At 70.4% G+C, this 12,389-nt stretch carries 9 protein-coding genes; 4 read left to right on the top strand and 5 right to left on the bottom strand.

Going from position 1 to position 12,389, the window contains the following annotated elements; translation table 11 throughout:
- Positions 1 to 9 precede the first annotated feature (9 nt).
- Complete coding sequence (locus E7T09_RS14415; protein WP_136389909.1) at positions 10 to 3,066, top strand: transcriptional regulator; 3,057 nt, start codon at positions 10 to 12, stop codon at positions 3,064 to 3,066.
- A gap of 35 nt (positions 3,067 to 3,101) precedes the next feature.
- Positions 3,102 to 3,875 (top strand): 3-hydroxybutyrate dehydrogenase, encoded by a 774-nt coding sequence (locus E7T09_RS14410; RefSeq protein ID WP_136389908.1) that lies wholly within the window; start codon positions 3,102 to 3,104, stop codon positions 3,873 to 3,875.
- Between the two features lie 30 nt (positions 3,876 to 3,905).
- On the opposite strand, the gene E7T09_RS14405 is transcribed toward E7T09_RS14410, so the two are convergent.
- Positions 3,906 to 4,388 carry a CAP domain-containing protein gene (locus tag E7T09_RS14405; protein ID WP_136389907.1) on the bottom strand — a complete coding sequence of 161 codons (483 nt, stop codon included), beginning with the start codon at positions 4,386 to 4,388 and terminating at the stop codon, positions 3,906 to 3,908.
- Between the two features lie 73 nt (positions 4,389 to 4,461).
- On the bottom strand, positions 4,462 to 6,513 hold the full coding sequence (locus tag E7T09_RS14400) for a M3 family metallopeptidase (RefSeq protein ID WP_136389906.1): 2,052 nt from the start codon (positions 6,511 to 6,513) through the stop codon (positions 4,462 to 4,464).
- Between the two features lie 85 nt (positions 6,514 to 6,598).
- Between E7T09_RS14400 and E7T09_RS14395 the strand changes: the two genes are divergently transcribed.
- Positions 6,599 to 7,603 carry a GNAT family N-acetyltransferase gene (locus tag E7T09_RS14395; protein WP_240741804.1) on the top strand — a complete coding sequence of 335 codons (1,005 nt, stop codon included), beginning with the start codon at positions 6,599 to 6,601 and terminating at the stop codon, positions 7,601 to 7,603.
- A gap of 99 nt (positions 7,604 to 7,702) precedes the next feature.
- Here E7T09_RS14395 and E7T09_RS14390 read toward each other — a convergent pair whose 3' ends face one another.
- The 3 genes from E7T09_RS14390 to E7T09_RS14380 all read right to left on the bottom strand — a co-directional run bounded on the left by E7T09_RS14390 (position 7,703) and on the right by E7T09_RS14380 (position 10,766).
- A complete protein-coding gene (locus tag E7T09_RS14390; RefSeq protein WP_136389905.1) occupies positions 7,703 to 8,638 on the bottom strand; it encodes a homocysteine S-methyltransferase family protein in 936 nt (311 codons plus the stop codon).
- Positions 8,639 to 9,151: 513 nt separating this feature from the next.
- A complete protein-coding gene (queA, locus tag E7T09_RS14385; protein WP_136389904.1) occupies positions 9,152 to 10,213 on the bottom strand; it encodes a tRNA preQ1(34) S-adenosylmethionine ribosyltransferase-isomerase QueA in 1,062 nt (353 codons plus the stop codon).
- Positions 10,197 to 10,766, bottom strand: a complete 570-nt coding sequence (locus E7T09_RS14380) for an NYN domain-containing protein (protein WP_136389903.1) — start codon at positions 10,764 to 10,766, stop codon at positions 10,197 to 10,199. Before E7T09_RS14380 ends, queA begins: the two co-directional genes overlap by 17 nt.
- 197 nt (positions 10,767 to 10,963) lie before the next feature.
- On the opposite strand from E7T09_RS14380, the gene E7T09_RS14375 reads away from it, so the two are divergent.
- A complete protein-coding gene (locus tag E7T09_RS14375) occupies positions 10,964 to 12,253 on the top strand; it encodes an aminopeptidase (RefSeq protein WP_136389902.1) in 1,290 nt (429 codons plus the stop codon).
- Positions 12,254 to 12,389 lie beyond the last annotated feature (136 nt).

Genomic DNA, 12,389 nt, shown 5'->3' with positions numbered 1-12,389 from the left:
TCGCAGCGCATGACCCTTTCCTGGCGTGACCTGACCTCGCCCCGGCGGGCGCGCTGGCCGGCGGCGTCCGGCGCCGTCGCGCGTCCCCGGCTGCTGGCGCTGCTGGACGCCTCGCCCGTGCTGGTCGTGGTCGCCCCGGCGGGCTACGGCAAGACCACCGCGCTGGCCGCCGCCGGGCCGGATCTGGGCGGCCAGCGCGCCTGGCTCACCCTGGACGCCGACGACGCCGACCCGCAGGTGCTCGCGGCAGGACTGGCCCTGGCCGTGGAGGGGCTGCCGGGTGGCGCGGCTCCCGGCGCGCTGCTGGACGCCGGAGCCAGTCCCCGGCGCGTGGCCGCGCGGGTGGCCGACGTGCTGGACGGCGCGCAGGCGCGGCTGGTGCTGGACGAGGCGCAGCACCTGCTGGCTCCCCTGGTCGGCGACGTCCTGCGGGAAGTGCTCGACTGCGGCGCGGGGCGCGTGACGCTGCTCTCGCGCGTGCCGCTGCCCGTGCCGGATCTGACGCGCCTGGAAGCGGCGGGCGTGGTCACCCGGCTCTCGGCGGCGGATCTGGGCTTCACGCCGGACGAAGTGGGCGCACTCCTGCGCGCGCAGGGTCTCGCACCGGGGAGCGCCGAGGTGCGACAGGCACAGGTGCTCACCGAGGGCTGGCCGATCGCGGTGCGTTTTCTGGCACACTCGGTCGCCCAGGGCCGCGTGCACCTGCGGGCGCTGGCCGACCTGGACGGCGGCGAGGCGCAGCTGGGCACGCTGTTCGCCTACCTCGCGCAGGAGGTGCTGGGGCCGCTGGAACCCGCGCTCCGCAACGTCCTGACCCGAGGCAGCGTGTTCGAGGAGCTCACGGCAGACCTGCTGGCCGACGTGCTGGAGGAACCGCATGCGGGCGCGCTGCTGGAGGCCCTGGCGGGCGGCGGCACCTTCCTCACCCGGTCCGGCCCGTCCGAGCCGGGCGGCGGCGCGTACCGGGCACACCCGCTGCTGCGCGCCCACCTGCGCAGCACCCTGCCGCCCGGTGAGGTAACCCGGCTGGCGGCGCGGGGCGCGGCGTACTACGAGCGTACCCGTCGGCCCCGCCGCGCCCTGGCGGCCCACCTGCTGGCCGGGCACACGGGCCGCGCGGCCGAACTGCTCGCCGGGCATGGAACCGCATGGCTCTCGCAGGGACGGGTCACGCTGGTGGAGCGCAGCCTGAACCGCCTGCCATCGGACGCCTGGACACCCGATCTGAACGCCCTGGCAGGCGACGCGCTGCGGCTCTCATCGCGCTACGACGGAGCGCTGGCCGCCTACGCCCGGGCCACGCCGCTACGCCGCGCGCTGGGTGAGGTTCAGGTGGCCCTGGACACCGTGCAGCCCGCGCTGGCGTGGGCGCCGCTGGACACCGCACAGGCCCTGCTGACCGGACCGGACGACTGGGTCGGACTGGACGGCCTGCGCCGCCTGCGGGCCGAGAACCTGCTGAATGCCGGGCAGCCCGCGCAGGCCGTCGCGCTGGAACCGGCGCTGGCGGGTGGGGCCCGCTATGCCCTGCGAACCGGCCAGTTGAACCGCGCCCTGGCCCTGGCGTATGAAGCCGCGCGGGGCGAGACCGGAGGCGCGCGGGCCGCGCAGAACCACCGCGAGGGCCTGCTGCTGGCCAGTTTCCTGCACGCCATCATGGGCACGGCTCCGGCGGGGATTCGAGCGGCGCGCGAGGGCCTCGCGGAGGGGGAGCGGCTCGACAGCCCCTTCGTGCGGTCGCTGGCGCTGGCCCGCCTGGGACATGCGCACCTCAGCGGGGGCGATGAGGCCGCCGCCCGCGCGGCCTACGCGGAGGCGCTGGGCCTGGCGCAGGGTGTGGTGCCCCGCTTGCGGGTCGAGCCTCTGATGGGCCTGTGCTTTCTGACCGCCCGCGCGGGCGACACGGGGCGGGCTGAGGCGCTGCGGGACGAGGCGCTGGAACACACCGGCGGCGACGGGTACATGCGCGGCCTGGTGCACCTCGCGGCGGCGCTGGGAACCATTCAGGCCGGCACGCTGCTGGACGGACACTCCGATCTGGCGGCGGCCCGCGCCGCCTTCACCACCTGTGGGGACGCCTTCGGACGGGCGGCCGTGACCCTGGCCGCCTTCGCCATGGACGGACGGAACGCGCCCGAGGCCGCCCAGGCGGTCGCCCGCTACCCCTTCCTGCTGGCGACCGCAGCGATGTTCACGCCCGCGCCGACCCCGGCGGGCCGCGCGAAGCTGCTCGCGTCGCTGGCGGCCGCGCACCCGCCGGCGCGGGCCGCGCTGGGCGGCGTGGCCTCCGCCCTGGGGTACCCGGACGTTCCAGACCTGGCCGACACGCCGGGCTTCGGCGTGCACGTGCAGGTGCTGGAACGCGTGCTGGTTCAGCGGAACCACGAAGGCCGTGCGCGCGAGTGGGGCCGCGCGAAGGCCCGCGACCTGCTGGCCCTGCTGGTCGTGCACCGCGCGGGTCTGGCCCGCGAGGCCGCGCAGGAGGCCCTGTTCCCGGACGCAGACCCCGGTGTGGGGGAACGGAACTTCCGCGTGACCCTGCACGCGCTGGGGCAGGTGCTCGAGGAGGGTGCGGCCAGCGGCGTGTTCCTGGAACGCGGCGAGTGGCTGCGCCTGCGGCCGGGGCCGGATCTGCGCGTCGACCTGTGGACCGCCTGGGAGGCGCTGGATGCCCCCGTCGGTACGCCTGGCCGGCTGCTGGCGCTGAGCACGCTGGGCAACCACGTGGCGGAATCCGACCTGCACGACGTGCAGCGGGAGGCGGAGCGCTACGCGACGGCCCTGCCGGAGGCCCTGGCCGCCGAGGCCGCCTGGGCCCTGGACGCGGGGGATCCAGACGGCGCGGCCCTTGCGGCCGAGCGCGCCCTGAGTCTCGACGCGGCGCATGAACCGGCGGCGCGGGCCGCCATGCGGGCCCATCAGGCCCGGGGGCATCCGGCGGCGGCGCGGCGCGTGTACGCGGCCCTGTGCAGCGCGCTGCGGGAACTGGAGCTGCGGCCCCTGCCGGAGACGGTGGCCCTGCGCCGCGCCCTGGGCGGAGTGGACGCCACCGACCCGACCGGGTAACGGGCGGGTGACGGCCGCGCCCTAGACTCGGCGGCATGACCACAGCATTTCAGGACGACCGGACGGCCCTGGTCACCGGCGGCACCAGCGGCATCGGTCTCGCCATCGCGCGGCGGCTGCGCGAGGATGGGCTGCGGGTGGCCGTGCTCGACCTTGACCGGCCGCAGGCGCGCTCCGTGGCGAACGCGGAAGGCTTCCCCCTGATCGCCGCCGACCTCGCCGGCCGCGAGGACTGCATGCGCGCCGTACCGGAGGCCGTCGCGGCGCTGGGCGGGCTGGACGTGCTGGTGAACAACGCGGGCTTCCAGCACATCGCGCCCATTGCCGAGTTCCCGGAGGACACCTGGGACGCCATGCTGCACGTCATGCTCACGGCGCCCTTCCTGCTGACGAAGCTCGCGTGGCCGCACCTGCGGCGCAGCGGGCACGGCCGGGTCGTGAACGTGGCCAGCATCCACGCGCAGGTCGCGAGTCCCTTCAAGGCAGCGTACATCAGCGCGAAACACGGCCTGATCGGCCTGACGCGCACGGCCGCGCTGGAGGCGGGCGAGCAGGGCTTCACCGTGAACGCCCTGTGCCCCGCCTACGTGCGCACGCCGCTGGTCGAGCACCAGATCGCGGATCAGGCCCGCACGCGCGGCATCACCGAGGCGCAGGTCGAACAGACAGTCATGCTGGAGAGCGCCGCCATCAAACAACTGCTGAACCCGGAGGACGTGGCCGCGCTCGCCAGTTACGTGGTCAGCCGCGCCGCGTGGGGCATGACCGGCGCCGTGCTGGATCTCGATCTGGGCTGGACGGCGCGGTAAGCCGAGAGCCCAACCCGAGTGCGCGGCGGTCTACCTCGGTTCGCTGCTGAGCACAATCACGTAGGCGGTGCCGTGCGTACCCCGGATCACGCTGGCCCCGGCGCGGGTGTACCGGCCCTCGGTCATCCAGTAGCAGTGCACGGGGCTGTGCAGCCACCACTGCATGGCCTGCGCGGGGTTCAGGCCGCCGTTCATGTAGATGATCTCGGTGACGCTCACGGCGTTCACGCCGGTGCTGGCCGCCCGGACACGCGGCGTGGTGCCGCCAGCCCCGGTGTGCGACACGCGCCCGGACTGGCTCATGAACCCGGCCTGGAGCCTCGCCGCCTGTGCGTGCGGGGCGCTGTAGGCGAGCGCTCCGGACGCGGGGCGGATGCCGCTGCCGGGGCAGGTGACGCCTTGCGCACGCACCTGATTCAGCCGGGTCAGCAGTTGCCGTTCGGCAATGCTCTGCGCGTGGGCGCTGCCCAGCAGGGCCAGGGCCGCGAGGGTCGTCAGGAAGCGGGCGCGCATGAAGACAGCATAAACCCGGCCACCTTGCCGCGCCCTGACATGGGCACAGAGGGTGACCGGGACGCGGGTCGAGTCAGCTGGAGACGAGAATGCCGCTGCGGCGCAGCAGGGCGTCCGGATCGGGATCGCGTCCCATGAACTCCCGGTACAGCTCGGCGGGATCCTCGCTGTTGCCGCGGGACAGCACGGCGTCCACGAAGGCGCGACCGGTCTCGCGGTTGAAGATCCCCTCGCGCGCGAAACGGGTGAAGGCGTCGGCATCGAGGACTTCTGCCCATTTGTACGAGTAGTAGCCCGCGCCGTACCCGACCGGAGAGCTGAACAGGTGCCCGAAGCTGGCGATCATGGCGTAATCGTCGGGCAGCGCGTACGGGTAGAAGCGGGCCATGACGTCGCGCGCCACCGTGATCGGGTCGGCGTCGCTGTCCGGGTCGTACTCGACGTGCAGGGTCAGGTCGGTCAGGCCGAACGAGTACTGACGCATGCTGAAGTTCGCGGAGCGGTAGTTGCGGGCCGCGACCATGCGGGCGTACAGCTCCTCCGGCAGGCGCTCGCCGGTCTGGTAGTGCCGCGCGAACAGATCCAGCGCCTCGCGCTCCATGACCCAGTTCTCCATGATCTGGCTGGGCAGTTCCACGAAGTCCCACGCGACGTTCGTGCCGGCCAGCGACCGCACGGGCACGCGGGAGAGCGCGTGGTGCAGCAGATGTCCGAACTCGTGGAAGACCGTCTCGACCTCGCTGATCGAGAGCAGGGCGGGCGTGTCACCGCTGGGCGGCGTCATGTTGCCGCACATCAGGCCCAAGTGGGGTTCCACGCCGCCCTCGCGCGGGCCGCCGGTGAAGAACGCATTCATCCACGCGCCGCCGCGTTTGGTGTCGCGCGGGAACCAGTCGGTGTAGAAGGACGCCACGTGTACGCCTGCCTCGTCGTGGATGTCGTAGTACCGCACTTCCGGGTGCCAGCCGGGAGCCTGGGCCTCCGTGACCGTCACACCGAAGACGCGCGTGGTGATGTCGAACAGTCCAGCCAGGACACTGGCCAGCGGGAAATACGGGCGCACCTGCTCCTCGTCGAAGTCGTATTTCGCCTGCCGCTGCTTTTCGGCCCAGTACGACACGTCCCACGCGGCCAGTTCCGGGGCGTCCGCGCCGACCTGCGCGCGGTGGAAGGCGGCCAGCTCGGCGTTCTCCTGCTCGAAGGCCGCGCGCGTCCGGCCTTCGAGTTCACGTTCGAACTTCAGCGCCACCTCGCCGCCGCCTGCCATACGGTCCTCCAGCACGTAATCCGCGAAGTTCCGGAAGCCCAGCAACTGCGCCTTCTCGCGCCGCAGGGCCAGGATCTCGCGAACCAGGGGGCGGTTGTCCCGGCCCTCCTGGCGGCCCACCTGCTGCTGCGCCTCCCACAGCTCGCGGCGCAGATCGCGGTCGTCGGCATAGGTCATGACCGGGCCGTACACGGGATAGTGCAGGGTCAGACGGTGGCCTTCTTTGCCGTGCTCCTCGGCGTCGCGGCGCGTGGCGTCCTGGACGCGAACGGGCACCCCAGCCAAGCGCTCTGTCGGCACATACAGCTCGTAGGCGGCCGTGGCGTCCAGCACGTTCTTGCCGAACTCGTTCGTGATCTCGGCCAGGCGGGTGTTCAGCCCGGTCAGGCGCTCACGTCCGGCGCCCTGGAGGTCGGCGCCGCCCCGCCGGAAATCGTCGATGGTCAGCTTCAGATGGCGGGCACGGACGGGGTCGAGCGCCGCGGCCTCCGGCGTGGCGGCGTACGCCTTCAGGGCAGCCCACAGGCCGGGATGCAGGCTGAGCAGAGTGCGGAATTCGCTGACCTTCGGGATGATCGCCTTGCGGGCAGCCTTCCATGCGTCGCTGGTGACCACCCCGTCGAGGTGCGAGACGATGGTGCTCACGGTGTCCAGCTGATCCGTCAGGGTGTCGAGGTCGTCCATGAAGGCCTCGAACTTCCGCCCCGGCGCGGCGGCGAGCCGTTCGAGGTTCTCGCGGGTGGCGGCCAGCAGGGTATCGACCGCGGGCTCGGCGTGTTCCGGCCGGATCCGGTCAAAGGGAATCTTGAACCCCAGGTTCAGCAGGGGGTTCGCCGTCATGACTGCGTCAGGTGACATCCGAAAAAGTATAGAGAAGGGCGGTGATTCCTGAAGTAAGCCGGACGACGGATGCCATCACCCCGCCCATGTGCTGCACTTCCGTATGGTCGCTTTTGCCCCTCCCCTACCGCCCGCCGTCACCCTCCGTCCTGCGACGCTGGACGACCGCCTGGCCCTGGCCGCCTTCCTGACCGCCGCGCACCCAGACCAGCCCGTGGCGGTGGCAGATCTGGAACGGCACGCGACCTTCCGCCTGCCCGGCGAGCCCCACTGGCACGTGCTGGCAGAGCGTGGCGGCGGGATCGTCGGGATGGCCGAGGCCGGCATTCCGCGCATGGACGGACACCCCGGCTGGATCGACGTGACGGTGCGCGTGTGGCCGGAGAACGCCGCCCTGTACGACTCACTGTCTGGTCTGGCCGAGGCGCGAGCGCTGGACTTCGGGGCGCGCACCCTGGTCACCCGTGCCCGCGAGGACTGGTGGGAGAAAGGAGCCCTGGAAGCGCGCGGCTACGCCGTGCACGACACCATGTGGCCCAGCGTGCTCGACCTGACGACGCTGGACTTCGCGGCCTTCCGTCCCTTCGAGGATCGTGCGGCCGCCGCCGGCATCACCCTAAGCCCGCTGCCGAGCCTAGGCGACATCCACGCCGACGAGGCGATGCAGCGCCGGCTCTACGGCCTGGTCGCCACCCTGCTGCGTGACGTTCCCAGCAGCACGCCGGTCAGTGTGTGGCCGTTCGAGACGTGGCAGCGCCGCTTCCTGGACACCCTGAAACAGCCGGAGGGCTTCTTCGTGGCGGTGAGCCCGGCGGGCGACTGGGTGGGCGTCAGCGAACTGCACACCCCGATGCCCTCGCGACCCGGCACGCTGATGATCGGCCTGACCGGTGTCCTGGCCGCGTGGCGACGGCACGGCATCGCGTACGCCCTGAAGCTCGCGGCGGCCCGCGCCGGGCTGGAACGGGGCTACACGAAGGTCTTTACCGGCAACCACAGCCGCAACGCGCCCATGCTGGCCATCAACGAGGCGATGGGCTTCGTGCGCGAATCCGCATGGCTGACGCTGACAAAAGAGGTTATGGGGGACGAGGAACGTCGGGGCTGACTGCTCACCTCCAGTTCTGTAGCTCTGTGCCGGCCGGCCCGGACAGGGAGCGACCACCTGCCAGAACCGCCGACCCTGAGCCTGTCCCGCCAGGGCCGATCACGACGACGGAATGCACGCCTGTGCGACGGCGGTCACATGGCGCAGGTCAGTGCCGCAGCAGCCCCCCAGTACCGTGATCTGCGGCTGGGTGGCCAGGAGTTCGCGGTAGAGCTGCCCGAGCTCGGCGGGGTTTCCGTCGTCGAGCTCCGTCATGGCGTTCAGCTCGTCGTGGCTACAGCGCGAGGCGTTGGCGCGTACTCCACGGATGCGCTGTGTCCACGCGGCACGCGGATCGAGCACCGCCGCGAAGTGATCGGGATGGGCGCAGTTGATCATGAAATACGACGCGTAGGCGTCCGTCGCCGCATCGACTGCCATCACCGCGTCCATCAGCGTGTCGCCCGTCGGAAGGCGCCCATCCGTCTCCACGGTGAACGAGATCACCACCGGCACACCGACCGCCTGTGCGGCCCGCACAAGGCCGATCGCCTCGTTCACGTTCGTCATGGTGAGGGCAGAGATCAGGTCGGCGCCCGCCGACGCGAGCACCCGCGTCTGGTGGGTGTGGTACTCCGTCGCCTCCGCCACGCCCATGATCTCGCCGGCGACATAGCCGTCGCCGCGCGGCCCGATGCAGCCGCTGACCACGATCTCGGGCACGGCGCCCCGATAGTCGGCGCACAGGCGGCGCATCAGGTCGATTGCGGCGATATTCAGCTCGTCGAGCTCCGACAGGTCGAGGCCGAGTGGTGCGGCCCAGTCGGGGCTCGCGCGCCAGGTGGGACTCTCAAGGATGAACCCGGCGCCGAGTTCCCTTGCCACCTCCAGATAGGGGCGGTAGTAGGCCTCAAGCGCTGCCCTGCCCTCTGCGGTGCGCAGCAGCACGATCGCGGCGAAGCAGGGAAGATCAATTCCACGGTTGTAGAGGAGGTCAGTCTCCAAGCCGCCATCAGTCAGCATGAAGCGCTTGAACTGAAACATCTGTCCTGTCATTCCATCCTCCTCTGTCAGGTGGGTTCGGGCAGCTAGACGATGTGCGATGTTCAGCGTAACATTCTCGATCCGGGCCAAGAACATGTCTGGAACAGGGCACCGGTTCGCAACGGGAGTTGAGGCCCTGCACCGTATCGCGAGTGTCCATCCGTCCGGATTTCTCCGCCCCCGTGGCTAGGTTTCCAGCCTGGGCAGGCGGCCTTTCATTAGACGTTGTGTCAGCTCACGAATGGCCGAGCAGACCATCAAAGGCCACCACAGCTGCAGCCAGGGTTCCCGCCCCCACTGTCCGTTCATCGGGTAGTGATGCCAGAAACAGCTCGCTCACCTGTGCATCTGACTTCGGCACCCCGCGACCCAGATCGTCCGCAGCATGGACATAGTCGGTGCTCTGGACCTAAACCAGGCCGGTCGTCAGGGAACGGAACTATCAGCGCACGACCACACTGCTGTCCGCATTGCGGCAGTACACGTGCTGTCTCCCGAACAGACCCGTTTCCACCGATGTGCCCGTCACTCCCGCGCGTTCTCCAGCAGCATCGCGTCGCCCAGCGAGTAGAAGCGGTAGTCCCGCTCCAGCGCGGCGTCGTAGGCGGCCCGGATACGCTCCGTGCCGGCGAAGGCGGCCACCAGCAGCAACAGGGTGCTGCCGGGCAGGTGCAGGTTCGTGATCAGCATGTCCGGCACGTTCACGGGTGTGCCGGGCGTGATGAAGATACGTGTGTCGCCTTCGCCGGGCTGAACCTGCGCGCCGTCCCACGCACTTTCCAGCGTACGGACGGTGGTGGTGCCGACCGCCACGATCCGGCGGCCCTCGGCCCTGGCCCGGTTGATCGCGGCGGCCGTCTCTGGACTGACCGAGTACCGTTCCGCGTGCATGACGTGCTCGCCGACCGGGCCGGTGATGGGTTTGAAGGTGCCCGCGCCGACGTGGAGGGTCACGTGCGCACGCTGGACGCCCACGCGGTCGAGCTGCGCGAGGAGCTCCGGCGTGAAATGTAGCCCGGCCGTGGGTGCCGCCACGCTGCCGGGCGTGCCCGCGTACACCGTCTGGTAACGTTCGCGCCAGACCTCGTCCGAGTCGCCCGTGTCGATGTACGGTGGCAGGGGCAGGCGGCCGATGTCGTCCAGGTGGAGGGTGATGTCGTGATCGAAGCGCAACAGGCGGGCGCCGTCGTCCAGCACGCCCACGACCTCGGCCCGGTGCTCGCCGAGCCACAGTTCCTTGCCGGCCCGCTTCGCGGGCTTCAGGTAGGCGCTCCAGACGTTCGGCTCTTCCTCGCGCAGCAGTAGCACCTCGACCTGTCCGCCGCCGTGGCCGCGGGCATCCACGGGCTTGTGGGCCAGGATCCGGGCGGGAATCACGCGGCTCTCGTTCGTGACGAGCAGGTCGCCGGGGCGCAACAGCGCGGGCAGATCACGGAATACGTGGTGCGTGATGCCCTCCCCCACCACCATCAGGCGGGAGGTGTCGCGGGGCTCGGCGCCCGTCTGGGCGATGCGCTGCGGGGCCAGATGAAAGTTCAGTCGGGCCAGCACGGCATCGGGGCTGCGGTCGTCAGGGCTGGGGCTCATCGGCGGGACCTTTCGCTGCGCCGCCGTTCTTCACCCGGGCGGGCATTAGGGCGTCGTCCAGGTCCGGCAGGTGCGTGAAGCGGTCGGCCGCATCGATCAGTTTCTGCGCGGTGTGCTCGCGGAACGAGATGACCTCCACACGCTTGCCACGCTCCTGCAAGACCTCCACGATATCGGTGAAATCGCCGTCGCCGCTGCCGAGCACGATGACGTCCATGGCGTCCATCATGCGGAACATGTCGGCCACGATGCCCATGTCCCAGTTGCCCTCGTAGATGGGTTTTCCGCCGTCGGTGACGTGGTGCAGCGTGAGGTTCATACGCCGGACTTTGAAGCCCAGCGTGGACAGCTTGTAGATGAACGGCCGGGCGGTGGCCTCGCCCTCGCGCTCGACGGTGTAGGCGATGGCGTGCACGAGTTCGCGGCCCTGCGTGGCGGTTCTCAGCAGGGATTCGAAATTCACCGTGCGTTCGAGCAGATCGCGGGCAGAGTGATAGAGGTTCTGCGTGTCGATGAACACGCCGACGCGGGGACGGGATACGACGTACTGCATTGTGGTTCTCCTGTTGTCTGGATCCATGAAAGAGGGAGCGGGACGGGTGACTCGGGAAAGGGCGACCTTGGAAAGAGGCGGGGCTAAAGGCTGACCGAACCCGGACAGCGCGTAGAAGTCTACCACTGCCCCCACGGGTGGCCGGGAACGCCAAACAAGGCCCGGACGGGAAGGAGGGCCGGGCGGTACGCTGGGGCATGACGAGTGAGCGGCAGGCGGCGCTGGCCAGGGCACAGGCGGCATACGACGAATTGCGGGCGCGGGGCCTGAAGCTGAACATGCAGCGCGGGCAGCCCTCCGACGCGGATTTCGACCTCAGCAACGGCCTGCTGGGCACACTCGGCGAGACCGACCTCACCATGGACGGCATCGACCTGCGCAACTATCCGGGCGGCGTGGCGGGCCTGCCGAGCGCGCGGAAACTGTTCGCGGCGTACCTGGACGTGAAGGCCGAGAACGTGATCGTGTGGAACAACGCCTCGCTGGAATTGCAGGCCTTCGTGCTGACCTTCGCGCTGCTGCACGGCACGCGCCACAGCACCGGCCCGTGGGTGCACCAGCAGCCGAAGATGATCGTGACCACGCCCGGCTACGACCGCCACTTCCTGCTGCTGCAGACGCTGGGCTTCGAGCTGATCACCGTGGACATGCAGCCGGACGGCCCGGATGTGGACGCCGTGGAGCGGCTCGCGGCGAACGACGCGTCCATCAAGGGCGTCCTGTTCGTGCCCACGTACTCGAATCCGGGCGGCGAGACGATCAGCGCCGCGAAGGCCGCCCGGCTGGCGGGTCTCCGGGCGGCCGCGCCGGACTTCACGATCCTCGCGGACGACGCGTACCGCGCGCACCACCTGGGCGACGCGGATGAGACAGTGAACTTCGTGGCCCTCGCGCGCGACGCGGGCTTCCCCGACCGGGCCTTCGTGTTCGCGAGCACCAGCAAGATCACCTTCGCGGGCGCGGGCCTGGGCTTCGTGGCCAGCAGCGAGGACAACATCAAGTGGATGTCGAAGTACCTCAACGCGCAGAGCATCGGCCCGAACAAGGTCGAGCAGGCGCGGCACGTGAAATTCCTGGAATCCTACCCTGGCGGTGTCGAGGGCCTGATGCGTGACCACGCGGCCCTGATCGCGCCGAAATTCCGGGCGGTGGACGAGGTGCTGCGCGCCGAACTGGGCCAGGGCGGCGAGTACGCGACCTGGACGAATCCGCGCGGCGGGTACTTCAGTTCGCTGGACACCGCGTACCCGGTCGCGGCGCGCGTCGTGCAGCTCGCCGAGGAGGCGGGCGTGAGTCTGACGCCGGCCGGCGCCACCTACCCCAGCGGCAGGGATCCGCACAACCGCAACATCCGCCTGGCCCCCACCCGCCCGCCACTGAGCGAGGTGCACACCGCCATGCAGGCGGTGGCCGCCTGCATCCGTCTGGCGACCGAGGAGTATCTGGCCGCGCAGACCGGATCGAACGAGGCGGCCCTCCGCATCTGACGCGAGCTGAAGAGGGAGGCGCCCGGCCCACTCACGGCCAGGACGCCTCCCTCTTCATATGCCTGCGTCTCAGCCCATAAAGGCACCTTCACGCTGAGCGTTGTGGCGCCGCCGTGTTGTCAATTGTGAACGACAG

The sequence above is a fragment of the Deinococcus sp. KSM4-11 genome (assembly GCF_004801415.1).
Taxonomy (GTDB): Bacteria; Deinococcota; Deinococci; order Deinococcales; family Deinococcaceae; genus Deinococcus.
The sequence above is the reverse complement of the archived record's forward strand: the minus strand, read 5'-3'. Positions and strand labels throughout refer to the sequence as shown.